We start from the raw sequence: 25,404 nt of genomic DNA, 5'->3' as shown, positions 1-25,404 counted from the left end.
TTTGTGGGGATCCCTCAGGTAGCTAATCCAAAATTTTTGCACTCAGTGCAGCAAAAGAAACTAGGAATAGGAGGTAGGATCTTCTTGTTTGCTATGAGTTTACTTTTGCTTTTTTATGGTATCGACGCACTATTTGATAGTGAAATTGCTATAAAAAACAATAGAACATTAACCCTGGAAGGCAACGCTTTTTTGTTTTACTGTTTGGTCATACTTAATGTAGGCATCGGTCTTTTTCTTCTATATCTTTCACTATTCGGTAAGGAGAAACGGCAGCATGGCACATAACAAACGCCTTAAACATCGAGGCCTGTGGCCGCTGGGCTCGCAGCAAGTTGCTCGCCATTTAGGCGTGCGTTATGCCGTTTAGGCGTTACTTAAGCCGCTTTAGTAAAGAAGCAATAGATGTATGAAAATAGCCAAGAACCTTCTATGGATAGACTGCACTGCTGGTGCACTCGCCGGAATTTTAGTGATCTCACTCTCCGGCTGGCTGACCGATTTATACTCGACCTCACAAAGTTTTTTATTGGTTATAGGAACTGTAAACTTATTGTATGCGTGGTATTCATTTAGTCTTGCCACTCGTAGACGACGGCAAGAAAGTTTAATAAAAATTTTAGTATGCGCAAATGGGATATGGGCTTTGATTTGTATCGCCCTAGTCACCCAATTTTCTGGAAATATGACTTTATTGGGTTGCGCTCATCTGGTTGTCGAGGCTATTTTTGTTGGCGGTTTGGCTGCTATGGAATGGAAATGGCGCAATCAGCTGCTTATTGCGACCTGACAATAGCTTCAAATAGTTCGATTTTTTTGCTCCATTCATTGGGCCTTACTAAAACCCGTGAATCAAGCGTGATGAATAAAGGAGATTATTATCTACTTCATCGGCAATACATTTGAGTACAAGGCATAACAACTGGTTCAAGTCATTCGCTTCGCTAACTGGGACGGGCTAGAGGCCGCCCCTTAACCAAACGTTATACATCATGGTTAATCAAATGAAATTATTTTATCTATCGATATTGCTGCTGATCTGCTTTGAGTTAAGTGCCAACACGCCATACGAGTTACCGAGAAGTTTTGTGATTGAGGTAAAAGAACAATCCAGTGGGCGAATCTACCCTTTATTTATTCAACTACCTCCTTCCTACAGCACGAGAACTGATCAAGTTTACCCGGTGATTTACCTTACTGATGCGCACTACAGTTTTCCAATGGTATCGGGTGCAATGCGTTTTCCGATGAACAGTGGAGTGATACAGCATGCCATTATCGTGGCGGTGTCCTATGAAAAAGGTTCGATAGGAACAAGCAGCAGAACCAGAGATTACACGCCGACAGTGGCTAAATCCTGGAAGCAGGAAACGGGCAATGCTAAAGGACATATGGCCTTTCTACGTGATGCAGTGATACCATTTATTGAACACAATTACCGGGCAAGTAAAACAGACAGAACTTTTGTCGGCAACTCATTAGGTGGTTTGTTTGGCGCCTATATTTTGTTCTCTGAACCGGATCTGTTTTCAAACTACATACTGGGCAGTCCATCAGTCTGGTTTGATAACAATGTTATTCTTGTTTTACAAGCCGCAAAGCCAAAGGTAACAACAAAGGTGTACCTGTCTGTTGGTGAGTATGAAACACCTGCCTATGGCGAAGGGCAGGATATGTTGGCTGGTGCAAACCAACTAAAAGACAAGATTTTGCAACTGGATACTGCCAATATAGAGCTTCAATTTGAAGTTGTAGCTGGTGCGACCCATGCGACAGCTTTTCCGACGGCTGCAATTCAAGGGCTGGATTGGATTTATGGGAATAAAAAGCAATGATGTATAACAAACCGCGTCATTCGGGGCCTGTGGCCCCTGCGACGCTCACAAATTCGTGCGCATGCGCGGCGCGTTAGCATTCCAGGATGATAGGTGTTCATTTGATAGTTCGTGAAGCAAAGCCTGAAGATGCTTTAAGCTTGTCTGAATTGTATAACCAATTGGTTAATAATCCTGCGGTAAAGGTAGAGCCAGAACAAATACAGGCACTTTATGACGATGCGCGCTCAAAGTTATTTGTCTGCGACTACCAAGGTAATGTTGTTGGTAGCGCATTAGTTTCACTGTGTTCTGATGTTATGTTTCGTAAACAGCCGTTTGCTGTAGTAGAAAACGTTATTGTTGATGTGGCTGCTCGCGGGTTGGGTGTTGGTACTGCTTTATTTCAGGCAATAGAAATTTTTTGTGTTAGTACAAACTGCTCTAAGATCATGCTTCTTAGCTCTTCGCAGCGGTTAGATTCGCACGCATTTTTTGAAAAGCAGGGTTTTAAAGGGGCGGTCAAGCGTGGCTTTGTTAAGTATCGGTCTGCATTTACCAGTGCAGGGTAAATTGCTAACAAGCGCCTTAAACAACGCAGCCTGCGGTGCTGGACTCGCTAACGCTCGCCGCTGCTTGCGGCGTCATGCCTACAAGCGGTAGCATTCGGCGCTTATACGAGCTAATATATGACCAAAATATAGGCCTATATAGAGGTTTTTATGCGTCAAGTATTGGCAGACTTTTCTGTAAGTATTTCAGAATTAAAGAAAAATCCTTCAGCCTTGCTTTCCCAGGCCAGTGGTTCGCCTATCGCTGTGTTAAATCACAACAAGCCAGCGGCCTACCTGATTCCAGCGGAGACTTACGAGGCTCTGATGGACATGATCGACGACTATGAGCTGGCCCAACTTGTTGAGGAACGTCGTGGCGACAAAGATCAGGCTATAACGGTGTCGCTGGATGACTTATAAGCTCCGCTTTCTTCCGGCTGCGCTGAAGGAATGGGAAAAGCTTGGCGCCCCGATCAGGAGCCAGTTCAAGAAAAAACTGGCAGAGCGATTGGAAAATCCCAGAGTGCCTGCTGACAAGTTAAGCGGCTATGACTCGGTGTACAAAATCAAACTTCGCTCCGCTGGTTACCGGTTAGCCTATGAGGTTGTTGACGATGAGCTGCTTGTGTATGTACTTGCCGTAGGCAAGCGGGAAAAGGGCAAGCTCTACTCGTCTCTCAAAAAGCGAACCTGAAATGGTGCAGTGCAGGCATAACAATCAGCTCCAGACCGACAGCGTGCACTACGCAACCTTTGTGTTACTCGCTGTCGCTCAAACAATAACACAAAGGTCGCTCCATTTTCGCTGCGGCTGAACTGGGCGTTATGTGATTTATGCCGCAGCTAGAAAAGTTCGCTGTGAGAGCCAATGCGTGCAAGTTGTAGTGTGTCGTTGTTGATTCTATAGATCAGAACAAGGTCTGGTTTAATGTGGCAATCGCGAAAGCCGTGCCAAGCAGTCGTATTTTTTCCGCTACTGGGGTATCTCATTTATTTGATAGTGACTCAGCCTGCAAAGAAAGTGCTACAGAGCTAATTTGATGCAAAACGTTAAGGGGACATAGGTGGTAGTGTATTGGGGTAAATGGATAGAGCTTGCCAAGTATAAGACTCTGTCACTCCGGCTTGGCGTTGTTGCCATATCCCGAAGCATAGCATTACTGCTGGTCGCTATGTCAGCAGGCTGTAGCAGCATGCCCGATTGTCGCAATGTCATGCCTATTGCTGATGCCAACCAGCCCATTATTACTGCGCTTGGCGCCGAGCTACAGCGCGAACACCTTGCCGGCACCTTTGACGGTCTGGTTTGGGTCGCGCAAGGCGATAAGGTGCTGCTGCAAAGCGCATATGGCTGTGCAGACCGTAGCGAGACCGTTTTAAATCAGGCAACGGTGATCTCAGATATGGGGTCAATTGCCAAAACCTTTACCGCGGCGGCCGTACTGCAACTGGCGGCCAATCATCGCTTACAACTTTCTGCGACGCTTGGCGATTTTTATCCGACTGCCCCTGCTGAATTGCAGACTATTACTATTAAACAATTGCTGGCACATGACAGCGGCCTGGATAATTTTCATAACGAGTCTGACTTTGAAGTGATGGATAAGGCCGAAGCGGAACGCCGTATTTTAGCGATGCCGCTGATTGCAAAGCCGGGCGAGACCATTGCGTATTCCAATGCCGCTTATACGTTGTTGGCCGCGATCGTTGAGAAAGTCAGCGGACAATCGTTTCAGGATTATATCCACAGCAACTTACTTACACCTTTAAAGCTGCAACATACCGGCTTTTACCAGGATAGCCGGCTCGCCGGGGCGCAGTTTGCACGGGGTTATGGTGGCGATGAGGCAGGCCAGACGACTTATGACAAAACCTTAACCTGGGCGCTGCTAGGTGCCGGCGGCATGGTTACCTCTGTTGAGGATCTCGCAGTCTGGTTTGCGGCACTGCACAGTGGTGCAATATTGCCGCCAGAGCAGCCAAATTTGGTTTTTTCCGCCGCGAACGAGCGATGGTTACTTGGCAGTTTTGCTCAGCTTGAAGTCAACGGTGAAGCTATCGTGCAGATGGGCGGTAGCACAGATTATGGTTATACGGCTTTGCTGCAGTTTGTGCCGGCTCGTGATCTGTTGATCATTTTGTTATTCAATGCACATGACAGTAAATATGGTAATGCCACGCATCATCGGATAAGCCGACACCATATATTGCCGATTTTGCTTGCAGACAGTGCGGACTAGCCTGGCAGAACAGTGGCAGGCCAGTGAGTTCACCTTTGCAGCAGTAAACTACCGCAGTTCTTCGCCGCAGCGCGTTGTGCTAAGCCCGAGGCGGCAGTTTACTGGCAATAAACAACGCTTCCACTTTTTCGCGTGCCCAGGGCGTTTTACGTAAAAATTTCAGGCTGCTCTTTACCGACGGATCTTTTTTAAAGCAGTTAATATCAATCTGCCGGGCTAAACCCTCCCAGCCATAGTGCGCGGCCAGCGCGGTAACAATGTGCTCCAGCGTAACGCCGTGCAACGGATTATTGGCCTGAGTCATTTGGGTTCCAAAAAAATAGCCACTCGAGGTGGCTATGTTAGCAGTTTAGGTCTGAATGCCAAAGCGCTGTTACAGGCGCTCTAACACCGCTTGGGTAAAGTCGGTGGTACCGAAGCTGCCACCCAGATCGCGGGTAGTGCGATCGCCAGAGGCAATTACATCACGCAGTGCGGTCAGAATTTTCTCGGCTTTGTCTTTCATTTCCAGGTATTCCAGCATTTGAATTGATGCCAGGATCACTGAGCTGGGGTTGGCCAGGTTTTTACCGGCAATATCCGGCGCACTGCCATGTACCGCTTCGAAGATAGCGCAGTCTTTACCAATATTAGCACCCGGTGCCATACCTAAACCGCCGACTAAGCCGGCACACAAATCCGATAAAATATCGCCGAACAGGTTAGTGGTAACAATCACATCAAACTGCTGTGGGTTCATTACCAGCTGCATACAGGTATTATCGACAATCATTTCCTGAGCTTCGATATCCGGATACTGCTGTGCCACTTCGCGTGCGGTTTTCAGGAACAGACCAGAAGTCGATTTCAGGATATTCGCCTTGTGCACTATGGTCACTTTTTTGCGTTTTTCACGGCGCGCAGTTTCAAAGGCAAACTCGGCAATGCGCCGCGCCCCTTCTTTAGTCACGATACTGGAGGCCATAGCGGTTTGACCATCTTCAGAGACGGTCTGGCCGTGACCTGAGTACATACCCTCGGTATTTTCCCGGATGGTGATAATGTCGATATTTTCGTAGCGGGCTTTGGTGCCTTTAAAGGAAATCACCGGCCGTACGTTGGCGTACAGGTTAAATTTTTTGCGTAAGGTCACGTTGATTGAGGTAAAACCTTCGCCGACTGGCGTGGTTAACGGGCCTTTTAAGGTGATCTTATTGCGGGCAATGGCATCCAGCGTAGCCTGTGGCAGTAACTCACCGGTTTTTTCTAACGCGGTTAAGCCTGCATCAACATATTCGTAATTAAAATCACAGCCGGCTTTCTCCAGCACCTGAATGGCTGCTTCGACAATACTCGGACCAATGCCGTCACCTTTGATGACGGTAATCGTTTGCTTGCTCATGGGGATCCTTAGCTGAAATATTTTTGAAATTTATACTCAGGCGCTTCGCCTGAAAACGGCGCAAGTATAGCAAAAATGCGATATACAGGCCAGATTGCTGCTCACGCATCCCAGAGCTTAGCGTGATAAGCAATATAAATACGCTGAATAGTACTGCCAGCTTAAGGGCTTAATCGAGTGGGCATACCGGGCTGGCGGCAGCAATTAACTGCTGTTGCCACAGTTCCAGACTCTGTTGTGGTAAATTCAGAACCGGGCTTAGGCTTTGCAACAGGCTGCTACTGCTGGCCTGAGCCTGAGGATAACGCAAAATACTAAAACTCAGTTGCCAGCAGAGTCGCAACCAAAGCCCATGTTGTTCCCGTAAGCTAAAGTTTCTATGGTCTATGGACACATACTGACACAGCACGGCTTCGGCCCAGTGCGCTAATTGGTAATGTTGCAGCAAGGCGGCGCTCAGGCGCTGGCTGCGCACCGGCTCAAGTAAATACTGTTGTGCCAGCTCGGGCAGCAACCAGCCCTGGTTAGTGCTGCGGCTAATGGGTACAGCAGAAATGCTGGGGTGATGCCAGAATGGGGCACTACAACAAGCGGCAATGACACCGGCTTGTTGCGGGCTGAGCGCTGGCGAAAGATACCGGCCCAGCAGCAACAGACTGTGGCGAAAAAGGTCTTGTAGTGCCAGTAAAAAAGCGTGTTGATTAAAGGCCTGCAGCTGTAAATATTGCAGTAACTCTGCTCTGGCAACCGCTAACGGTAATTGATCCTGGCCAAACATTGCCAACGCATGACGTAAGCGGTTAACCAGGGTTTGTTTACGGTTACTGGTGCTGGCGTTATCTAACAAGTATTGTGCCAGCAGCGGTTGTTTCTCCAGCAGCTTGACCTGCGCATCCAGATCCTGATAATCCAGCTTTTGTAATACTGAATGCTCCAATAACCCTTTAGGGGTGGGTAGCGGGCGGGAGCTCAGCGCCGGTATTTGAATGCGATCCAGCCAATGTTGCGGCACCATTACGCTGGGGGCCAGTAGTTGTAAATCTTGTTTCGCCAGTTTATGTGCTTCGGTCGCGAACCGTTGCTGCTCCGGCCAGTATTGCAGCACCAAACAGTCCGTGACTTCTAACTGACAGATCACCCAGCAGCGTCCTACGGTGTCCTGTGCCAACCGACCGCACCAGTAGAGGTGGGGTGCGAGTTGTGCCAATTGATTCAGCTCGGCCAACACGGCTTCATCGGTAGTCTGGATCAGGGTTTGGCTGATGACCTGGTCCAGTGCCTGCGCTTTTTGTCGTTGCGGCTGCAGCTGTTGACCCAGTTGTAATGCTAATGTCAGAAGCGGGCTATCGTGATGCACCTGCCAGGGACGGCGTTGTTGTAGCTGATGAAAACTGCCCGCTAACAAATTCGTGGTCAGGCCGCCAACCTGGAGTTTTTTTAGTTTGCTGGCTAAACGCAGTGCCGCCGGCGCCTTGTCTTTCTCTTCGCTACAGGCTGCCATTAAGGCCGATACCGCTAAGGCATCACGTCTTGCCGCCGGCCAATGTTTAAGTCGGCTCCACAATGCCAGTAATACCCAGCTTTTCAGGGCTTGGGCCAGGCCCAATGCTAAATCGGCCGGTAAAATGGCTAATTGGGCAACGGCAGCGCCAGCCTGCAGTTCAAAAACTTGCTGTAGCTCATTATTCAACTCGCTGGCTAAACGAATACAGCTGTGCAGTTGGTCGCTATCCTGGGCGAGTTGCAGCTGCTGGGCCAGTCGTTGCAGCTGTTGATAGCACCTTAACCAGCTAACGGAGACGGCTGACATCAGACTGTACTGCCTGATATTGCTGCACTGCGTCATCGCCGGAGGCGCTTAACCGACGGTCGATAAAGAGCAGGGCGGTACACTCATCGGTCGTGGTAATGCCATCTGCGGCCTTGCGATGGGTGCGGTAGTAGAGTAGTTGGTAAACCTGATCCTGATGCTGGAAGGCTTCTGTAATGTCGGGACTGCCAAGCCGGCCGATCAGATATTCTTGTTTAATGCTGCCGTCGGTATTCAGGCGGGCGATATAGCGGGCATTAAAGGCTTCGCGATCCATCCAGGCCATCTGTGCCGGATCGTCCGGGTAAAACCGTAACACCAAAAAGGTAATCAGGAAGTAGGCAGCAATGCCAGCCAGAAACAGGATCAGAATTTTGTACTTGTTCATGCCTCTTGCTCCGGCAGTCGGATATCTTGCAAATTTAGCCCCAGTTCCAGATTGGTTTGTAATGCTAATACCTGAATATAAACCAGAATATCTTGCTTTTGTTCCAAAATTTTCTGGCGTAATTTTTTCGGGCAATCCGGATGCTGTAACGCCTGATTTAAACTGGCACCCAGTTGCATTAATTCTTCAGCACTTTTCGGGCCAACGCCGGTTACGCCGGGAATATTGTTAGTACTATCCCCAACCAGCGCCCACCAGCTGAGCAGTTGCTCCGGCGCGACACCAAACTTCTGTTTCACATAGTCAGTGTCAAGAAAATGCCGGGCAAAGGCATCATAAATTTGCACCCCTTGCGGCAGCAGCGGCAGATAACCTTTGTCAGTTGAGACAACAATGGCATCTTGTTGATGTATGCGGACCTTATTGGCGATGGTGGCAATGACATCATCGGCTTCGTATTCCGCCTGCATAAAACAGCGGATCCCCAGTTGCTCGGTGTCGGTAATCAGCGTTGGCAGAGCCTCGGCCAGGATCGCCGGCATCGGCTTGCGGTTTGCTTTGTAAAGCGGGCATAACTGTTGGCGCCAGACACTGTGGCCACCATCAAAGACCAGCAACGCATGGCTGGGTTGCAGCTCCTGCTGTAAGCGTTTTAATGCCTGTGCCAGTACCTGACGGGTATTACTGATAATTTGTTGCCGGGTAGTTTCTGCGATGTCGTCTGCCAGCGGCAGATACGGCCGCTCCTGCACCGCATAGAGGCGGCGGATCAGGTTTAACGCATCAATCAGAACTACCCGTGCCATTTAGCGTTCAATCCGGTAACAGGGTTCGTATTTGCTGCCCGGCAGCTTCATTCTGCCTTGCTCGACGAAGGCCTGCAGTAATTTATCCATCATTTGCATTAATCGCGGTTCACCACTTAGTACAAAGGGACCATGTTGGCGAATGGCGCGGATCCCTTCATCTTTGACGTTACCCGCCACGATACCGGAGAAGGCGCGTCGCAAGTTAGCGGCCAGTCTGGCTTTATCCTGATCCAGGTGCAAGTCCAGTGCGGCCATATTCTGGTGATTCGGGATAAAGGGCTGCTGAAATTCCGGCTGGATGGTTAGGGTCCAGTTAAAGTGATAAGCATCACCGACAGTTTTGCGATAGCTGCGCACTTCCTGACAACCGGCTTTCAGTTTGCGTGCTACGGCAACAGGATCATCGATAACAATTTCAAACAGCTCCAGCGCCGCTTTACCGAGAGTTTGCTCAATAAAGTGAGCAATTTCAGTAAAGTAGGCTGCGCTGCTGGCCGGGCCGGTTAAGATAACCGGTAAGCGCTGCGCATTATTTTGTTGGTCCAGCATAATTCCCAGCAGGTATAGCAACTCTTCAGCAGTGCCTACGCCGCCTGGGAAAATAATAATGCCATGCGCCACCCGGACAAACGCCTCTAAGCGCTTTTCAATATCTGGCAGGATCACCAGTTCATTGACAATGGGGTTCGGTGGCTCAGCGGCAATAATGCTGGGCTCGGTTAAACCCAGATAGCGGCCATTTCGGATCCGTTGCTTACTGTGGCCAATGGTTGCGCCTTTCATCGGGCCTTTCATGGCGCCGGGGCCGCAGCCGGTACAGATATTCAGGCCGCGCAGACCTAATTGGTAACCCACCTCTTTGGTGTAGTCGTATTCGACTTCTTTAATCGAATGCCCGCCCCAGCACACAATCATATTGGGTTCGCAGGTAGCATCGATAGCGCGGGCGTTGCGTAGAATATCAAACACCGTATGCGTCAGATGGGTTGAGTTGGTTAAATCCAGCGGGTTAGCCGCGGCAATGTGACGGGTATGGTAAAACAGAATATCGCGCAGTACCGCGAATAAGTGTTCATGAATACCTTTAATAATCTGGCCGTCGACAAAGGCGCTTTGCGGTGGGTTATTCAATTCTATTTTAATGCCGCGTTCGCGGCTTAGCAGATTAATGCTGAAATCCTGATATTGTTCATAAATTTCAGCTGAGCTATCGGTCTGGCTGCCCACGTTGAGCACGGCCAGCGCGCAATTGCGGAATAACTGAAAGGTGGCCTGCTCGGTATTTTGTTGCAGACGCTCGACTTCAAGTTGTGACAGTAAATCCATGGCACCCAAAGGGTTAAGATGCACTTGCATCGCTCTACTCCTGTTTTGCGTGGCCTGATTCAGCGAATTGCAAGCTGATCCCGGCCGGCTTTTTTCGCCTGATAAAGGGCTTCGTCAGCCCGTTCAAAGGCTTGTTGGATGGTGTCGCCCGCCTTGAGCTGGGTTGCGCCAAGCGAAATGGTGATCGTCACCTTTTTGTTTTTAAATTTGAACGGGATATTTTTTACCTTCTCCCGCAGCTGATTAAGCGGGTCCAGCAGCTGCATCAGTTCTGAGTCTGGCAGCAGGATCACAAACTCTTCGCCGCCGTAGCGGGCGATAAAGTCGGTTTGCCGGATGGCGCGCTGCAGTGTTTTGGCAATAATGCGCAAGGTTTTATCACCAGCGCTGTGACCATAAGTGTCGTTAATGTTTTTAAAATAGTCGACGTCAGCCAGCACAATACACAGCGGCGAGCTAAAACGTTGCCAGCGTTTAAATTCCAGCTGCAAGCGCTCGTCATAGGCTGCCCGGTTGGGGATCTCGGTTAAACTATCACGCAGGCTGCGGAAGTTTTGTTCGGCTAAACGGTCTCGAAAGCTTTTGGCTTCCAGTTCTAATTCTTTGACCTGACTCTCCAGCGATGACAACACCTGTTTAATTTGCGTACGTTGTTGTTGCTCAACCTGATCTTTTTCACGCAAGGTTTGCGTGAGCTCTGACATCTTGGAAATCACCAGCAGTTTTAATTGCTCCAGTGATTCGGCCTGTTCACTTTGCTGTCCCAGATGATCGATTTGCGCTTCAATTTTTTTGTTCAGCGACAGCAGTTTGTTGGCCAGCCGGCCCGAGTCATGTAAGGTACTTTCTACCGCCAGCTGCACACTGGTTAGCGCTTCATTTAGACGCAGTAAAAAGCTCTCGGCCGAGAGTCGCTCTTCACTAATACCGCGTACAATAATACTGATAGTACGTAAACAGGCATCGAGCAGGGCTTCAATAGATAAATTACCCAGTAAACTGCTCTTAATTTGCTCGACTTCGCTGGCGCTTTTGCCACTAAAGGATAATTCGCTCAGCAAATTGGTGAGTTCAAGCGTAATCTGGCGGCAGATATGAGCGTAGCGCTCATCATCGCTATCTGGCTGCTCTAGTTGCTTACCGGCTTTTAATGCCAACTGATACAACTGAGTGAGTTGACTTAAATGGGGCAGAAAGGCCTGCAAAGTACCAGCGGGTTGCTCCACCTGACTGAGTAACTCACGCAGGTCTCGCCGCAATTGATCCGGCAGTCCGCGCTGACGTTGTAACAGGCGGCCGGCCTGGGTTAACTCGTTTTGCGCTTGTTTGATATGATGCTGCTGACGTTGCTCCAGTAACCGGATGTGCTCTGAGGTTTCTTCGACAAATGGCAGCAGTTTTTCCAAATCGGTACTTCTGGCCAACTCGGTTCTGAGCTTGGCCAGGCGGTTGTCGAGTTCGAGATCCACTCCCTTACACAGAAAGGATAAGCGCTGTACAAACTGGCCCAGCAGCTTAAATTGCCGCTCGTAGGTATGCTCCAGTGCTTTGCGGGCACTGATGGCGTCACTGAGTTGTTGTTTCAGATCTGGTTGCAATAACATCACCCCGCTGTGCGCTTTGCTGCATCTGCTTATTTTTCAAGTATATCTCCAGAAAGCGCCGGGGAGATAGTTGAAATAGTAAAAATACAGATAGAAAAAGCGGGCCTAAGCCCGCTTTAGTACTTTTGTAGTAGGGTTGGAGCCGGGTTATTTAGTTAAATAGTAGGGTAACCAACTCGTTTCTTCGTCAGAGGTCAGGTGTAACATTTTTAGGCTTCCGTGTTAGTCAGCGCCTGTTGGGATCAGGCGCCGCTATTAGACCAAAAAAAACACAAAAATGAAAGTGCCTCTGAAAGTTTACTATTGTTGTTTCAGAAATTGCCGTATATTTTGCGGCTTTTCTGCTAAAAACAACGAAAAAGCACCTATAAAAGGTGCTTTGCCTGGAAAGGTTACAAGGTGTGTTACGTCTTATTGCCGGCTTAAGCGAATATTCGGCGGGCTGTAAGGCTCACTGCTACGCAGCGGATTAATATCCAGGCCGCCGCGACGGGTGTAACGGGCATACACCGCCAGAAAATCCGGTTTTGCCAGTTGCCAGATATCGTTATAAATGCGCTCTACACATTGCTCATGAAATTCGTTATGGCTGCGAAAGCTAATCAGATACTTCAATAGCGCTTCATGTGACAGGGCGGTACCGCGGTAATGAATAAAGACACTGGCCCAGTCTGGTTGCGAGGTGATCAGACAGTTCGATTTAAGTAAATGTGAGTGCAGTTTCTCATCGACCTGACCACGAGCCGGATCCAATTGCAGTAACGAGGCTTGATACTGGTATTGGTCGACTTCGATATCCAGTTCATCCAGACAAATGCCGGGGATCCAGGTTGGCTGGAAGGTCATAATTTCGCTGACATTATGCAGGCTGACCTTAACATTGCCGCCGGCACAGGCCGACAGGTCGCGTTGCATGGTTTGATAAACCTGGCCGACATCAGCAAAGCGGCTTTGGTTAAAGCTGTTTAAATAGAGCTTAAATGACTTGGATTCAATCAGGTTTGGCGAATCGTAAGGCACCACAAAGGTGGCCAGTGCAACCTGGGGCTTACCTTTGCTGTTAAGCCAGGACAACTCGTAACCATGCCAGATATCCTGCCCGACAAAAGGCAGCTCTTGACCAAGACCGATGGCGTCGCGTCCGAGGCTGCGCGGCACCACCTGTAACAGGGTGGCGTCGTATTGATCGACATAGTCAGTGATTTTACCAAGACTGAGCTCGGCCAGAACGTCGGAATGGCTTTTTGTCATGTCGTAATCTTTTTTCGCTACTTTTTTCGCAAGGCAGTGTTTTTCGCTACAATGAGCCGATCTTAGCACAACTGACCCCGGGAGTAGAGGTGTCTGTCCAACAAGCTTACGCAAATTTTATCGAACAGAGTCTGGCCTGGCATCAGGCCGAGGGCATCAGTATGCAAACCTGGCGCGATGCCGCGCAGTCATCGCCGTGTGAAGTGCAGTCATTAGGCGACGAACGGGTAAGCTGGCAGCCGGTTTCACAACAACCGCCGGCCGATTTTAGTAATGTGGAGCGCGCGCTGGAGCTGACGTTACATCCGGATATTAAGGCGTTTTACAGCAGTTGGTTTGGTGCCAACCTGGCGGCGGAGCATCCAAAAGGCAAACTGGCGTTGCTGATGCCATGGCATGCTGCTGATATTGCCCGCTTACAGGAAAATATTATTGGCCACATTCTGATGAAGCGCCGTTTACGTCAGCAGGAGACGGTGTTTTTTGCAGTGACCGATGATGAAAATATTATGCTGTCGGTATTGAACCGCAGTGGCGAGGTGTTTCAGGAGAGTGTCGGCCAGGAGGTTAAGGTTAAGCTGGCCGACAATTTGGCTGAGTTTCTGGCCGAACTCAAGCCGCTGGCTTATTCGCCGCTATTTGACTGACATTCCCAGGCGATATTCGACAACAGTAGACAGTTGTCACAGCGAAAATCGAAGATCCCGGCTTGTGGCGTGGCTAAGCGCCAGTTGCCACCACAGCCGGGGCAGCATTTATCTGCTTCTGCCTGACAATCTGTAGCACTGCCACTGTACAGCGCATACCATACTGGCCGCTGGTTTTGTCTGGCCAGTTGTGTTGCTAGCTTGCGGCCCTGGCGGTTAAGTTTACTCTGGTAGTGTTGCAGACTGTTTTCGGCGGTTTTGTGCAGTACCCGATCTTGCTGCAGCTGAATTTCATCCAACGCCTGAAACTGCAGCTGCCAGCGGATCAGCGCTTCATAATCGGCCGCAGCAGGGTTAAGCCAAAATAAGGGTACAGGTTGCAGTGTATTGGCGCAGCGCAGTGGCGAGCAGGTATCGGCATAGGTGGTGAAGAGCACCAGTTCTGCCGGTAGTTCAGTTACCGTTTGCTGCGACATCAGATCCTGACCCAGCAGTTGGCATTGCGGGTAGCCCAGACCTGCTGCAGCCAGTTGTTGCTCTGCTGCCTTAACTCTGGCACTGGCATGCTGGCCGCTCAGGGCATCCGCTGTCGGCAACACCAGCCGGCTACAAAAGGCGTCGCCGGTAAAGGCCGTGGGAAACTCCCGACCGAGCATCTGGCCATTAAAGATCAGTGCCTCCAGGTAGCGGCGAATCGCCTGTTCGGCAAGGCTGAATTCGGTATCCGCAATCAGCGTAAAACGTAATTCAGCCAGGTACATCGGTTTGCTCCAGCAGCGCCAGCAGACGATCAAGCTTAGCCTCAATCCGTGCCAGCCGGGTATCTGGCGTTTCTGTGGCGATGGGCGCTGCCGGGATGTCGGTATCAGAAACAATACCGCTTTCAGCGCTACTGCTCGCCGGCAGATTACGCCACTGCTGATAGGCGCTGAACAATTCCGGGCCGGCTAACTGGCCCGCCAGGCGGGCACGCAGTAGCGCCAGATTCACCGTTTTGCCTTCGTGTTGCAGTTGTTTGGCCGCTTGTTGCACCAGTTGCAGTTTATTGGTCATTGACTTAGCCATTCTCACTAAAATTTCGCTTAATTTAGCATTATCTTGGGCTGGCTGATAGCGGTGTGTTTTTAAGTTTTTGTATTTTCAATATATTTTAAGTTGGCCCCGCTTTTGCTTACCCCATAGCTGTCGGTAACTACCGCTTTAACAAGAATAAATCAGGAGTTTCATTATGTTTGCTAATGCCGCCGTGCAAAAACTACTTATTATCAGCGCTGCTACCCTGGCCTTGTCAGGCTGTGTGGTTGCTATCGGTGATAAAACTGAGACTGCGTCAGAGAGTACCTGGCGTAAAACCCAGCAGTTTAACTTGCAAAGTATTAATCAGCTGTCACTGGGCGTGAGCAGTGAAGAGGTGCGCCAGCAACTTGGCGCACCGGATTTTAGCGAGCTGTTCCAGAAAGATGGCCAGCAGGTACAAGTGTTGTTTTACCGCACGCATCATCGCAACAGCGATGGCAAAACCACGAAAGACGAATGCACACCGTTAATTTTCAAAGATAACCAACTGACAGCTTGGGGTGATAAAGCCTACCAATACCTGTAACAGGGTTGCTGCTGGCTGCTGCAGTTAATGCAGCAGCTTATTTAGCTCATCAATGGTATCAGACCAATCCGAATCGGCGCGCCAGGCCTCGCGCAAAAAGCTGGCCTGAGCTTGGCTCCAGAATGGCGCCTCGGCTAACTCCGTGCCAGCACTCAGTTTATGCCGCTGCACAAATGCCTGAATCTGCTCCGGACTATTGTCTAAACCTAACTGGGCAAACAGGGTGCTCAGAGTGTGTTTACTGGTGTCCATGGTGGTCCTCCTTTTTATACATTTAGTTTAAAAAGTATAGCTGAGTTTCGGGTAACAAAATCGTGCTTGGCAAGCAAACCGCCGGCTGCTATTGTGAATAAAAAAACAACAATAACAGGTGAGCCATGTTAGCCCAGGTCAATCATTTTGAACCCAGCCAGTTAAAAGCCGCCTTACTTGGTGGTGAAGATCTGAAACTCGCCGCCTCGGTGCTGTACCAGTCTTATCACGATGACCCACTTTTTATGGCGATTTTTCGCAGTGCTGAGCGCGAATATGAAGCCAGGCTGCGAGCAGCCATTCGCGAAGAACTCAGTACCTTTTGGCAAGCCGGACAGCCAATCGTTGGTTTATTCCAGGGCGAACAACTTTTAGGGGTGGCCTGTGTGGTTGGGCCTGACTCCGGCATTGGCAGTAGCCGGCTCTGGCACTGGCGCCTGAAAATGTTGCTGACCGCCGGTCTGGTTTCTACCCGGCAGATGCTCAATAAAGAAGAAAGAATTCATGCGGCAATGCCGGCAAAACGTTATCATATGCTGGCGTTTATCGCCGTCGCGCCGAAATATCAACACGCAGGTTTAGGCCACTATTTGCTGCAGGCGGTGGATAGCCTGGTGGATGAAGATCCATCTTCGGCCGGCATTGGCGTCTTTGTCACGCTGCAGAAGTATCAGGCATTTTTTGCTGACGATCAGTACCAGAAAGTGGCGGAACTTAGCTTTAGTACAGTGCAAGGCAGCCTGATGTTCCGGGTACGGCAAACAGCCTGATTAACCCGATTGGATGTTTTCTATGCAACAATTTCAGAGTTTTGAGCAGTTTTACCCGTTTTATCTGCGTGAACACGCTAACCCGGTATGCCGGGCGTTACATTATATCGGTAGCAGTCTGGTGTTACTGGTATTGGCTTATGTGCTGCTCAGCCAGCAATGGCGGTGGCTGTGGACCTTACCGCTCATCGGCTATGGCTTTGCCTGGCTTGGCCATTTTGGCTTTGAACATAACCGGCCAGCCACCTTTAAATACCCGTTTTATAGTTTGGCTGCCGATTGGGTGATGTATAAAGACTTTCTGACCGGGCAACTCAGCCACAAGCTAAATGCTGCATTAGCGCAGCAGTAGCGGGAACTTCCTGTTAAGACGGAATGCGGTGCGGCGGCAGCTCAAATGCCGCCAGATGTAAACCGCTTAATACCAGCTCCGCCTGATAGCGGCTTTCACCATCGGCACTAAAATCGACCTGATAGCAGGTGACAAAACGTCGCCGTTGGCCGATTTTGCGCAGCCGATAATGGCTGCGGCCACATTCCAGATATTGCAATTGATGCTGACGGCATAATTGGCGTGCTAATAAAACGGCGCGTTCATCTTGTTTGCGCTGTAACCAAAAGCCGTAGCCGATAGTAATAACAAGGAGTAAAAGTACAATACTGGCCATAAAAGTCTAATTTACCGCTGCTCTTAGCCAAGCATAATGCTGGCGCCCCTGGCTTTTTACAACACGCTGCAGGGCTTTTTTGCTAAACTGGCTGCCGAATTTTCTGTAACTTAGTGAATAAAGCGCGCTATGCCCCGGCAACAACTCCCTGTTTTACTACAGCAACTGGAAGCAGAACTCAGAGCGGCGGCCCTGTGGTCGACAGCGCCACCGGCGCCGGATGCGCTTAGCAGTACCGCCCCTTTTTGTTGTGACACGCTGCCGCTGGAACAGTGGTTGCAGTTTATTTTGATCCCAAGGCTGAGTGCCTTGTTGGAGGGTAACCTGCCACTGCCAACGAAGGTGGCGATCCTGCCGATGGCTGAATATGTCTATGCTGAGCGCGCTGCGCAGCTAAGCGCTTTGCTGAGTGCAATCCGGGAGATTGATCTGTGTCTGAATCAGAACTGAGTAGCGCTCCGTCTGCCGCTGCGCCGCCACTGACGATTCTGTATCAGGATCAATACCTGGTGGCGGTGGATAAGCCCAGCGGCATGCTGGTACACCGCTCGTTTTTAGATAAACACGAAACCCGCTTTGTGCTGCAAAGCCTGCGCGATCAGCTGGGGTGTCATGTCTATCCGGTGCACCGGCTGGATCGTCCCACCTCGGGTGTGCTGGTGTTTGCGTTATCGCCGGAGATTGCGCGGTTACTTAGTCAACAGATTGCAGCCGGGCAATGGCGCAAAGGGTATCTGGCAATAGTTCGGGGTGTGGTTAAAGCGGCTGGTACCCTGGATTACCCGCTAAAAGAACAGCTGGATGCCATTGCCGATAAACAGGCTCGTAGCGATAAAGCGGCGCAAAGTGCGGTAACCCGCTATTTACCGCTGCAGCAGGTTGAGCTGCCGTTTGCGGTGAGTCGTTATCCTACCAGCCGTTACAGTCTGGTTGCACTGCAGCCGTTAACCGGCCGTAAGCATCAGCTGCGCCGTCATCTGGCACATTTGCGCCATCCGATTGTCGGCGATACCAGTCATGGCGATGGCAAGCATAATGCGTTTTTCCGCCAGCAATTTGATAGTGACCGCTTACTGCTTTGTGCTGTTATGTTGCAGTTGCCGCATCCGGTCAGCGGCGTAACGCTGCAGTTACAGGCCAGCCTGGCTGAGCTGGGTGAACTGTGCCGGCAATTTGGCTGGCCGGATGACATCGCGTATTATCAACAGGTTTTTCAGCAATTTTTGGAGTAGGGTAGCATGCAAAAGATCGCCATTATGGTCGGTAGTGTGTACGGTGGCGCCGAGTATGTGGCCGAGCAGGCCGTAGAGTTGTTGTCGAAAAAAGGCTATCAGGCCAGGTGGTTTCAGCCCCCGGAGCTGGATGCCGTGCAGGCCTTTGCTGCCGATTGCTGGTTAGTGATTACCTCAACCACCGGGCAGGGCGATATTCCGGATAATCTGTTTCCATTTTATGCTGACTGCCGTGACCGTTTTCCGTTATTAACCGGCAAACAGTTTGCGGTGATTGGCCTGGGTGACAGCAGCTATGGCGATACCTTCTGTGCCGCTGGCCGCCAGTGGTTTGAGCTGTTAACTGAACTGCAGGGCAACCCCAAGGCGGATATGTTAGAAATCGATGCCGGTGAAACCCTGCAAGCGGAAGATGTGGCTTTACCCTGGTTAGCGGAACAATTCTAACAGTACTTTTTAACAGTACTCTTTTAACAGTACCTGTCCAGCTTGCGATAACTGCGCGCGCCCGGTGCTTGTAATGCCGGGTCGTGCAGCTCGCTTAAGCGTTCGCACCAGAGCGCGGTGGCGCCACAAACTGCTGCCGGCATCACCAGCAAATTCAGCAAAGGCACCATACTACACAAGGCGACTGCGCTGCCAAATGACAAAGTCAGCACCGGCTGCTGCCGCATATTCTGGCGCAGGGCAATTAAGGGCACCTTATGATTATCATAGGGATAGTCCAGATATTGCAGGCTGTAAAACCAGACACTGCAGAAAAACCACAGCAGCGCACCCACCACTGGAATAAACCAGCACAGCACAAACAGCACCAGCAAGCGCGGCATCACATAAACAAACTTTTGCCATTCCCGGCCCAGTAAACGCGGGATATCCTGCATAAAGTCGCGCCAGCCATTATGCAGCGTGTTACCCGTTAATAAGGCCTCGGTTTTTTCGCTGAGCAGGCCATTAAAGGGCGCAGCGATAAAGTTGGCCAGCATGGTAAAAGTATAGGCAAAGCTGAGTAGTAGCGACATCACGCCCAGCGGGATCAGCAAATATTCCAGCCAGTGTAACCAGGCCGGCAGCGCGCTTTGTACCGCCTCGATCAGTTGCCGCAACAACTGCCACAACCAATAAAAAGCGACGCTAAACAGCACGATATTAATTAACAGTGGGATCAGCACAAAACGCTTTAAGCCTTTTTGCTTTAATAACAGCAAGCCTTTTAAAAAATAGCCCATTTCTGCTCCCGGTATGTTGAACTGATGCCAGTATAACGCTCACGACCAAACAGAGAACAGGCAGAGCGGCTGGCAAAAGGTAACAAGGTGTTGCCGATGTAACAAAAAGCCAGATAGGGGTTATTTCAGTACCGAGCCGGGCTGCGAAGTAAAAATAAGGCCGGCAATAATGCCGGCCTGATCTGTAGCCGATGGTTACTAGCGCGGAGCAAAGGACACTAACAGCCAAAGCACGGTCATGCCGATGGTGAAAATAGTGTATTCCAGCCGCTGCTCAAAACGCTTTTCCGCATCCTCGCTGCTCGACGGAAAGACGATTAACACCGCGCAAATCAGCGCGGCCAGTAATAACAGCAGCTGCAGCGTAAACCACAATGCCGGACAAAGTACTGCGAATACATTTGCCATGCTGCTTACTCTTCGATACTACGCAGCAGGGCGTTAATGCCAACTTTGGCGCGGGTTTGCGCATCGACTTTTTTCACGATAATGGCGGCATACAGGCTGTGACTGCCATCTTTAGCCGGAATAGTACCTGGGACCACTACGGCGCCGGCGGGTACCCGGCCATAGCTGATTTCGCCGGTTTCGCGATCATAAATCCGTGTGCTCTGGCTGATATAAACGCCCATTGACAACACCGCACCTTCTTCCACGATCACACCTTCAACGACTTCTGAGCGGGCACCGATAAAGCAGTTATCTTCGATAATGGTTGGATTCGCCTGCAGTGGCTCTAATACGCCTCCGATACCGACACCACCAGAGAGGTGCACATTTTTACCAATTTGCGCACAACTACCAACGGTGGCCCAGGTATCCACCATCGAGCCTTCACCAACATAGGCACCGATATTAACGTATGACGGCATCACCACTACGTTTTTACCAATATAGCTGCCGCGCCGCACTGCGGCTGGCGGTACAATTCTTACGCCATCAGCGCGGAACTGCGCATCGGTGTAGCCGGCATATTTCATTGGTACTTTGTCGAAGAAGCGGTTTTCGGCACCGTCCATTACTTCGTTATCGTTGATCCGGAATGACAGTAACACTGCCTTTTTCAGCCATTGATGCACCACCCACTCGCCGGCAATTTTCTCGGCGACACGGGCGCTGCCGTTGTCCAGCATGCTTAGCACCTGCTCCACCGCCTGTTTCACTTCGGCGCTGACTGTTTTCGGCGTAATGTCGGCACGCTGTTCAAATGCGGTTTCAATAAGGCTTTTTAAATCAGACATTCGTTACTTAACCTTCTGTTTGCTGTGAGAGTTGTGCAATCAGGCTGCGTTTTAACTCGCTTTGCTGCTCGGCGGTTAATGCATCATCTGCTGCGTTGGATATTAAGAAAAAGTCTTCGGCACGCTCGCCGATAGTAGTAATTTTTGCGGCGTGAATATTGACCCCGCATTGTTGAAACACCTGGCCAAGATCGCAAAGCAGGCCCGGCGTATCCAGCGCGGCGATTTCCAGCATGGTGCGGTGTTTGGTATTGCCAGGTAAAAACACCACCTTGGGTGGCACACTAAACTGGCGCATCTGGCGAGATAGCCGCGGTTTTTGCCGTGATAAATCCGGCTTGCCGGCAATAAACTGCTCCAGCGCCTTCTTAATACTTTGCTGGCGACTGGGCGAGGTCACTGCTTCACCGTTTTGCTCCAGAATGACAAAGGTATCCATGGCGAAGCCATCTTTATTGGTCATAATCTGGGCGTCGTAAATATTAACCTTTTTACTGTCTAAGGCCGCCACCATCCGTGCAAACAGCCCAGCCTGGTCGCGGGTATAAACAAACACCTGAGTGCCGCCTTTAATCGGCGCCTTACTGACCAGCACCAGCGGTTCGTTCGGATCTTTATGCCGCAAAATATGTTCGGTATGCCAGACAATTTGTTTTGGGCTATAGCGGGCAAAATAATCGGCTTTGATCCGGCTCCACAGCTGCTGGATTTCACTTTCGATAAAGCTTTGTTTAATCAGCAGCGGCAGGGCTTCGGCTTGGTTTTCGCGGATCAGATCGCGCAAGTCCATCGGTTTTTCCAGACCGCGGCGAAAAGCTTTTTGGGTCGCTAAAAACAACTCACGTAACAGCGAGCCTTTCCAGTCATTCCACAAATTATCATTGGTCGCGCGGATATCGGCCAGCGTCAGACAATACAGATAATTAAGCCGGGTTTCATCGCGGACCTTTTCGGCAAATTCGGCGACCACTTGCGGATCATGGATATCGCGGCGCTGCGCGGTAACTGACATTAATAAATGATTATCGACCAGCCAGGCAATCAGCTTGCTGTCAAAGTCACTGAGCTTATGCAGCTTGGCAAATTCGCGCGCATCCATAGCACCCAGCTCGGAGTGATCGCCGCCGCGGCCTTTGGCAATATCATGGAAAATGCCGGCTAAATAGAGCAGCTCGGGCTTCTCCATTTTACGCACGATATCGGAGCAGAGTGGAAATTCGCTGTCATGCTCCGGCAGACTGTATTTGTACAGATTTTTAAGTAAACGATGCGTGTGCTCGTCCACCGTATAGGCGTGGAACAAATCAAACTGCATCTGGCCTTCAATATTGCGCCATTGTGGCAGGTAAGCCGCGAGGATCCCGTAACGGTGCATCAGGGTGATAGCTTTGTCCATACCGCGCGGATGGCGCATCAGGCTCAGAAACAGTTGGCGGCAGGCTTCATAATCTTGTAAATCGCCCATTAAGCGCCGCCGCACCTGGCGAATCAGTCGGATGGTGGTCGAATGGACGCCGGTAATATTGGAGTTATTGGCAATATGCCAGAATAGCCGAAGCAGATTATCGCGTTTAGCAAAGACCGCATTATCGCTGGCTTTAATCAGATGGCCATGTAATTCGAAGTAATCGTCCAGCTGAGTGATTTTCAATTTTTGCTGCGAATTCAGAATGCTGCCTTCAAAGTATTGCAGCAGCATTTCGTTCAGTTCGCTAACCCGTTGTACAGTGCGGAAAAACCGCTTCATCATTCGCTCGACCGAGGCCTTACCATCGGCGCCAAAGCCCAGCCGCTCGGCGGCGGCCGGCTGATAATCAAACAGGATCCGGTTTTCGTTACGGCCGGCTTCCAGATGCAGTGCAAAACGCATTTGCCAAAGATAAGCCTCACACTCCATCAATTCCTGATACTCATCTTCTGTCAGGTACTGATAAGCCACCAGTTCGCGCATGGTACGGGTATTAAAATGCTTTTTAGCGACCCAGCCGATGGTTTGAATATCGCGCAAACCACCCGGGTTAGCTTTCAGATTTGGTTCGAGGTTATAAGCGGTGCCATGATACTGGGCGTGGCGTTGTTGTTGTTCATGTCGTTTGGCCTGAAAGAACGCTTGGCTATTCCAGAAATTATCATTCATGGTAGCGGTTTGCAGCTCGGCAAACAGCGTTTTATTACCGGTTAACAACCGCATTTCCAGCAAGTTGGTGGCAATGGTAATGTCTTCTTTACCCAGGCTTAGCGTTTCTTTTAGCGTGCGCACACTGTGGCCGACTTCGAGGCGTAAATCCCACAGCAAGGTAATAAAGCGGGCGATGGCTTCCTGTTGCTGACTATCCGGACGACGCTCAACCAGCAGCAACAGGTCGATATCCGAGTAAGGGTGTAATTCGCCACGACCATAGCCGCCAACGGCCAGCAGGCTGATGCTTTTGTCTTTACTCAGGTCGCAGTATTGCCAGAGTTGCAGCAGCACTTCATCGACAAAGCGGGCACGGGCTTTGACCAGTGCATTGATCGGTTGGCTATGAAAGGCGCGGGCCTGAAATTCCTGAAACTCAGCGAAATGCTTTTTATAGGCATCCAGAGAGTACCGCTCGGGCAGGGGGCGGTTAAAACTTAAGACCTGACTCACGGGCACACTCCTTCTTATTCGCTGAGTTTTACTCAGCAGTAACAATCCGCTCAATGGTGTCATCGCTGCGCAGCGTTAAAATCTCACAGCCGGTATCGGTAACCAGGATGGTATGCTCAAACTGGGCAGATAAACTGCGGTCTTTGGTGACGACTGTCCAGCCATCTTTTAATAGCTTGCTGTGGCGGGCACCGGCATTAATCATTGGCTCGATGGTTAAACACATGCCGCTTTTTAATACCTCACCGGTGCCGGGCTTGCCATAGTGCAATACCTGCGGTTCTTCATGGAACACGGCGCCGATACCATGGCCACAATATTCACGTACCACCGAGTAACTATGTTTTTCGGCATGTTGCTGGATCACATAGCCGATATCACCCAGACGGGCGCCGTCTTTGACTTTTTTGATCCCCAGGTACATGGCTTCCTGAGTGATACGAATTAAGCGCTCAGCCAGAATGCTCGGTTTGCCAACCACAAACATCCTCGAGGTATCACCGTGGTAGCCATCTTTAATCACGGTGATATCGATATTAATAATGTCGCCGTCTTTTAGCACCTTGTCGCCAGGGATACCGTGACAGATCACATGGTTCACTGAGGTACAGATCGATTTGGGAAAGCCGTGGTAATTCAGTGGTGCCGGTACTGCTTGTTGGACATTGACAATATAGTCGTGACAGATCGTATTCAGCTCGTCGGTGGTGACACCGGCTTTGACATAGGGTTCAATCATTTCCAGCACTTCAGCGGCCAGACGACCTGCAATGCGCATTTTTTCAATTTCGGCCGGGGTTTTAATCGGTGCTGTCATCGGTGATTCTCTCTGTTTCGCTGTGGGGCAAACGGCTGCAAATTAACTGATTCGATTGTATTCTGAACGGCGTTATGGTATAAAGCGCGCCGCAATTTCGCAAACGGCATTGTACCCTAACTTGGCATCAGTTTGCTGTAGCTTTACAGAATTTCTGGTTATAAGTTAAAGGTTTTTGTCGGCAGCGACGCTGCACAAACCCTAAATTAAATAACACACATGCATCGACACATATTCCGGGGTGCCTGGCGAGAGTCGGGTCGGCATATGGGATGCATGGAGGCCTAACCCCTTTACAGGAAAATTATCATGGCAAAAGTTTCAATGCGCGACATGCTCCAGGCGGGCGTACACTTCGGTCACCAAACCCGTTACTGGAACCCAAAAATGAAGCCGTTCATTTTCGGCGCCCGTAACCGCGTTCACATCATCAACCTGGAACAAACTGTTCCAATGATGAATGATGCGCTGGCGTTCATTCAGCAAGTCGCTGCCAAAAAAGGCAAAATCCTGTTCGTAGGCACTAAGCGTGCAGCTTCAGAAGCAATCAAAGAAGCCGCAGTGAAAGCCGACCAGTTCTACGTAAACCACCGTTGGTTAGGTGGTATGCTGACTAACTGGAAAACTGTTCGTCAGTCAATCAAGCGTTTAAAAGACCTGGAAGCACAAAGCCAGGACGGTACTTTCGACAAGCTGACCAAGAAAGAAGCTTTAGACCGTACCCGTGAGATGGACAAGCTGGAAAAGAGCTTAGGCGGTATCAAAGAGATGGGCGGCTTACCGGACGTATTATTCGTTATCGACGCTGACCACGAGCATATCGCGATCAAAGAAGCCAACAACCTGGGTATCCCGGTAGTAGCTATTGTAGATACTAACTCAGATCCTAAAGGTGTTGACTACGTAATCCCTGGCAACGACGACGCCATCCGCGCTATCCAGTTATATCTGGGCGCTGTTGGTCAAGCCATCCAGGAAGGTCGTGACAAAAACATCGAAGTCCAGGCTGAAGCTGAAGCCTTCGTTGAAGCAGAATAATTATTCTGTCATCAGCCGGGTTTAAGCTCGGCTGAACTGCAGGATCACTTTGCAACAGGGGCGTCTCGCCCCTGTTTGTCTGAACTAAATTACGAGGA

At 50.2% G+C, this 25,404-nt stretch carries 33 protein-coding genes; 15 read left to right on the top strand and 18 right to left on the bottom strand.

Features of this window, described 5'->3' with window-relative positions:
• The 6 genes from AAY72_RS16970 to AAY72_RS14620 form a co-directional block, all read left to right on the top strand.
• A partial coding sequence (locus AAY72_RS16970; RefSeq protein ID WP_231728978.1) for a hypothetical protein occupies nucleotides 1-288 on the top strand: 288 nt, incomplete at its 5' end.
• Between the two features lie 121 nt (nucleotides 289-409).
• A complete protein-coding gene (locus tag AAY72_RS14640; RefSeq protein WP_057788504.1) occupies nucleotides 410-790 on the top strand; it encodes a hypothetical protein in 381 nt (126 codons plus the stop codon).
• 214 nt (nucleotides 791-1,004) lie between these two features.
• Nucleotides 1,005-1,835 carry an alpha/beta hydrolase gene (locus AAY72_RS14635; RefSeq protein WP_197408425.1) on the top strand — a complete coding sequence of 277 codons (831 nt, stop codon included), beginning with the start codon at nucleotides 1,005-1,007 and terminating at the stop codon, nucleotides 1,833-1,835.
• A 101-nt stretch (nucleotides 1,836-1,936) separates the two neighbouring features.
• Nucleotides 1,937-2,386 (top strand): GNAT family N-acetyltransferase, encoded by a 450-nt coding sequence (locus AAY72_RS14630; RefSeq protein WP_197408424.1) that lies wholly within the window; start codon nucleotides 1,937-1,939, stop codon nucleotides 2,384-2,386.
• Between the two features lie 150 nt (nucleotides 2,387-2,536).
• On the top strand, nucleotides 2,537-2,788 hold the full coding sequence (locus tag AAY72_RS14625; RefSeq protein ID WP_008984295.1) for a type II toxin-antitoxin system Phd/YefM family antitoxin: 252 nt from the start codon (nucleotides 2,537-2,539) through the stop codon (nucleotides 2,786-2,788).
• Nucleotides 2,778-3,062, top strand: coding sequence for a type II toxin-antitoxin system RelE/ParE family toxin (locus tag AAY72_RS14620; RefSeq protein WP_008984294.1), 285 nt, complete (start codon nucleotides 2,778-2,780; stop codon nucleotides 3,060-3,062). The genes AAY72_RS14625 and AAY72_RS14620 overlap by 11 nt, the downstream gene beginning before the upstream one ends.
• 149 nt (nucleotides 3,063-3,211) lie before the next feature.
• Here the strand turns inward: AAY72_RS14620 and AAY72_RS16775 are convergent, their stop codons facing one another.
• The gene (locus tag AAY72_RS16775) at nucleotides 3,212-3,358 is read right to left on the bottom strand and encodes a type II toxin-antitoxin system YafQ family toxin (RefSeq protein WP_156411342.1); all 147 of its coding nucleotides are present in this window, start codon (nucleotides 3,356-3,358) and stop codon (nucleotides 3,212-3,214) included.
• A gap of 182 nt (nucleotides 3,359-3,540) precedes the next feature.
• Between AAY72_RS16775 and AAY72_RS14615 the strand changes: the two genes are divergently transcribed.
• Nucleotides 3,541-4,608: a serine hydrolase gene (locus tag AAY72_RS14615; RefSeq protein WP_057788500.1), complete on the top strand. Its 1,068-nt coding sequence runs from the start codon at nucleotides 3,541-3,543 to the stop codon at nucleotides 4,606-4,608.
• 79 nt (nucleotides 4,609-4,687) lie between these two features.
• Here AAY72_RS14615 and AAY72_RS14610 read toward each other — a convergent pair whose 3' ends face one another.
• The 8 genes from AAY72_RS14610 to queF all read right to left on the bottom strand — a co-directional run bounded on the left by AAY72_RS14610 (nucleotide 4,688) and on the right by queF (nucleotide 13,177).
• Nucleotides 4,688-4,912, bottom strand: a complete 225-nt coding sequence (locus tag AAY72_RS14610; RefSeq protein WP_057788498.1) for a VF530 family DNA-binding protein — start codon at nucleotides 4,910-4,912, stop codon at nucleotides 4,688-4,690.
• A 69-nt stretch (nucleotides 4,913-4,981) separates the two neighbouring features.
• On the bottom strand, nucleotides 4,982-5,989 hold the full coding sequence (locus tag AAY72_RS14605) for an isocitrate dehydrogenase (protein ID WP_008984290.1): 1,008 nt from the start codon (nucleotides 5,987-5,989) through the stop codon (nucleotides 4,982-4,984).
• Nucleotides 5,990-6,158: 169 nt separating this feature from the next.
• The gene (locus AAY72_RS14600; protein ID WP_057788496.1) at nucleotides 6,159-7,799 is read right to left on the bottom strand and encodes a hypothetical protein; all 1,641 of its coding nucleotides are present in this window, start codon (nucleotides 7,797-7,799) and stop codon (nucleotides 6,159-6,161) included.
• The gene (locus AAY72_RS14595) at nucleotides 7,780-8,187 is read right to left on the bottom strand and encodes a DUF3192 domain-containing protein (protein ID WP_057788494.1); all 408 of its coding nucleotides are present in this window, start codon (nucleotides 8,185-8,187) and stop codon (nucleotides 7,780-7,782) included. Before AAY72_RS14595 ends, AAY72_RS14600 begins: the two co-directional genes overlap by 20 nt.
• Nucleotides 8,184-8,993 (bottom strand): flap endonuclease Xni, encoded by an 810-nt coding sequence (xni, locus tag AAY72_RS14590; protein ID WP_008984287.1) that lies wholly within the window; start codon nucleotides 8,991-8,993, stop codon nucleotides 8,184-8,186. The genes AAY72_RS14595 and xni overlap by 4 nt, the downstream gene beginning before the upstream one ends.
• The gene (ppnN, locus tag AAY72_RS14585; RefSeq protein ID WP_057788491.1) at nucleotides 8,994-10,352 is read right to left on the bottom strand and encodes a nucleotide 5'-monophosphate nucleosidase PpnN; all 1,359 of its coding nucleotides are present in this window, start codon (nucleotides 10,350-10,352) and stop codon (nucleotides 8,994-8,996) included.
• A 29-nt stretch (nucleotides 10,353-10,381) separates the two neighbouring features.
• Nucleotides 10,382-11,926 carry a GGDEF domain-containing protein gene (locus AAY72_RS14580; protein WP_057788489.1) on the bottom strand — a complete coding sequence of 515 codons (1,545 nt, stop codon included), beginning with the start codon at nucleotides 11,924-11,926 and terminating at the stop codon, nucleotides 10,382-10,384.
• 411 nt (nucleotides 11,927-12,337) lie between these two features.
• Nucleotides 12,338-13,177, bottom strand: a complete 840-nt coding sequence (queF, locus tag AAY72_RS14575; RefSeq protein WP_057788487.1) for an NADPH-dependent 7-cyano-7-deazaguanine reductase QueF — start codon at nucleotides 13,175-13,177, stop codon at nucleotides 12,338-12,340.
• 89 nt (nucleotides 13,178-13,266) lie between these two features.
• Between queF and syd the strand changes: the two genes are divergently transcribed.
• Complete coding sequence (gene syd, locus AAY72_RS14570) at nucleotides 13,267-13,824, top strand: SecY-interacting protein (protein WP_008984282.1); 558 nt, start codon at nucleotides 13,267-13,269, stop codon at nucleotides 13,822-13,824.
• On the opposite strand, the gene AAY72_RS14565 is transcribed toward syd, so the two are convergent.
• The gene (locus AAY72_RS14565; protein WP_057788485.1) at nucleotides 13,803-14,585 is read right to left on the bottom strand and encodes a DUF2310 family Zn-ribbon-containing protein; all 783 of its coding nucleotides are present in this window, start codon (nucleotides 14,583-14,585) and stop codon (nucleotides 13,803-13,805) included. The two genes, syd and AAY72_RS14565, sit on opposite strands and share 22 nt — an antisense overlap.
• Nucleotides 14,572-14,877 (bottom strand): hypothetical protein, encoded by a 306-nt coding sequence (locus tag AAY72_RS14560; protein WP_008984280.1) that lies wholly within the window; start codon nucleotides 14,875-14,877, stop codon nucleotides 14,572-14,574. The genes AAY72_RS14565 and AAY72_RS14560 overlap by 14 nt, the downstream gene beginning before the upstream one ends.
• A 175-nt stretch (nucleotides 14,878-15,052) precedes the next feature.
• Between AAY72_RS14560 and AAY72_RS14555 the strand changes: the two genes are divergently transcribed.
• Complete coding sequence (locus AAY72_RS14555) at nucleotides 15,053-15,427, top strand: DUF3192 domain-containing protein (protein WP_008984279.1); 375 nt, start codon at nucleotides 15,053-15,055, stop codon at nucleotides 15,425-15,427.
• 24 nt (nucleotides 15,428-15,451) lie between these two features.
• On the opposite strand, the gene AAY72_RS14550 is transcribed toward AAY72_RS14555, so the two are convergent.
• Nucleotides 15,452-15,679: a DUF2789 domain-containing protein gene (locus AAY72_RS14550; protein WP_057788482.1), complete on the bottom strand. Its 228-nt coding sequence runs from the start codon at nucleotides 15,677-15,679 to the stop codon at nucleotides 15,452-15,454.
• 125 nt (nucleotides 15,680-15,804) lie between these two features.
• On the opposite strand from AAY72_RS14550, the gene AAY72_RS14545 reads away from it, so the two are divergent.
• On the top strand, nucleotides 15,805-16,449 hold the full coding sequence (locus AAY72_RS14545) for a GNAT family N-acetyltransferase (RefSeq protein WP_008984277.1): 645 nt from the start codon (nucleotides 15,805-15,807) through the stop codon (nucleotides 16,447-16,449).
• 13 nt (nucleotides 16,450-16,462) lie between these two features.
• Nucleotides 16,463-16,801 carry a DUF962 domain-containing protein gene (locus tag AAY72_RS14540; protein WP_057788480.1) on the top strand — a complete coding sequence of 113 codons (339 nt, stop codon included), beginning with the start codon at nucleotides 16,463-16,465 and terminating at the stop codon, nucleotides 16,799-16,801.
• 13 nt (nucleotides 16,802-16,814) lie between these two features.
• Here AAY72_RS14540 and AAY72_RS14535 read toward each other — a convergent pair whose 3' ends face one another.
• Nucleotides 16,815-17,117 carry a DUF3301 domain-containing protein gene (locus tag AAY72_RS14535; protein WP_008984275.1) on the bottom strand — a complete coding sequence of 101 codons (303 nt, stop codon included), beginning with the start codon at nucleotides 17,115-17,117 and terminating at the stop codon, nucleotides 16,815-16,817.
• A gap of 129 nt (nucleotides 17,118-17,246) precedes the next feature.
• Here AAY72_RS14535 and AAY72_RS14530 point away from each other — a divergent pair, with 129 nt between their 5' ends.
• The 3 genes from AAY72_RS14530 to AAY72_RS14520 are packed head-to-tail and all read left to right on the top strand — an operon-like array spanning nucleotide 17,247 to nucleotide 18,796.
• Entirely contained in the window at nucleotides 17,247-17,567 is a 321-nt protein-coding gene (locus AAY72_RS14530; RefSeq protein ID WP_008984274.1) for a YqcC family protein, read from the top strand.
• Nucleotides 17,549-18,349: a tRNA pseudouridine(65) synthase TruC gene (gene truC / locus AAY72_RS14525; RefSeq protein WP_057788478.1), complete on the top strand. Its 801-nt coding sequence runs from the start codon at nucleotides 17,549-17,551 to the stop codon at nucleotides 18,347-18,349. Before AAY72_RS14530 ends, truC begins: the two co-directional genes overlap by 19 nt.
• Before the next feature lie 6 nt (nucleotides 18,350-18,355).
• Nucleotides 18,356-18,796, top strand: a complete 441-nt coding sequence (locus AAY72_RS14520; RefSeq protein WP_008984272.1) for a flavodoxin — start codon at nucleotides 18,356-18,358, stop codon at nucleotides 18,794-18,796.
• A gap of 23 nt (nucleotides 18,797-18,819) precedes the next feature.
• Here the strand turns inward: AAY72_RS14520 and cysZ are convergent, their stop codons facing one another.
• The 5 genes from cysZ to map all read right to left on the bottom strand — a co-directional run bounded on the left by cysZ (nucleotide 18,820) and on the right by map (nucleotide 24,268).
• Nucleotides 18,820-19,578 (bottom strand): sulfate transporter CysZ, encoded by a 759-nt coding sequence (gene cysZ / locus AAY72_RS14515; protein WP_057788476.1) that lies wholly within the window; start codon nucleotides 19,576-19,578, stop codon nucleotides 18,820-18,822.
• A 198-nt stretch (nucleotides 19,579-19,776) separates the two neighbouring features.
• Entirely contained in the window at nucleotides 19,777-19,986 is a 210-nt protein-coding gene (locus AAY72_RS14510; RefSeq protein ID WP_057788474.1) for a hypothetical protein, read from the bottom strand.
• Nucleotides 19,987-19,991: 5 nt separating this feature from the next.
• Nucleotides 19,992-20,819: a 2,3,4,5-tetrahydropyridine-2,6-dicarboxylate N-succinyltransferase gene (gene dapD, locus AAY72_RS14505; protein WP_008984268.1), complete on the bottom strand. Its 828-nt coding sequence runs from the start codon at nucleotides 20,817-20,819 to the stop codon at nucleotides 19,992-19,994.
• A 7-nt stretch (nucleotides 20,820-20,826) separates the two neighbouring features.
• Nucleotides 20,827-23,451, bottom strand: a complete 2,625-nt coding sequence (gene glnD, locus AAY72_RS14500; RefSeq protein ID WP_057788472.1) for a [protein-PII] uridylyltransferase — start codon at nucleotides 23,449-23,451, stop codon at nucleotides 20,827-20,829.
• Nucleotides 23,452-23,479: 28 nt separating this feature from the next.
• Nucleotides 23,480-24,268: a type I methionyl aminopeptidase gene (gene map, locus AAY72_RS14495; RefSeq protein WP_057788469.1), complete on the bottom strand. Its 789-nt coding sequence runs from the start codon at nucleotides 24,266-24,268 to the stop codon at nucleotides 23,480-23,482.
• A gap of 309 nt (nucleotides 24,269-24,577) precedes the next feature.
• Between map and rpsB the strand changes: the two genes are divergently transcribed.
• Nucleotides 24,578-25,306 carry a 30S ribosomal protein S2 gene (rpsB, locus tag AAY72_RS14490; protein WP_008984265.1) on the top strand — a complete coding sequence of 243 codons (729 nt, stop codon included), beginning with the start codon at nucleotides 24,578-24,580 and terminating at the stop codon, nucleotides 25,304-25,306.
• Nucleotides 25,307-25,404 lie beyond the last annotated feature (98 nt).

The sequence above is a fragment of the Alishewanella sp. WH16-1 genome (genome assembly GCF_001441695.1).
Taxonomy (GTDB): Bacteria; Pseudomonadota; Gammaproteobacteria; order Enterobacterales; family Alteromonadaceae; genus Alishewanella; species Alishewanella agri.
This window is presented reverse-complemented; position numbering and strand designations above follow the sequence as displayed.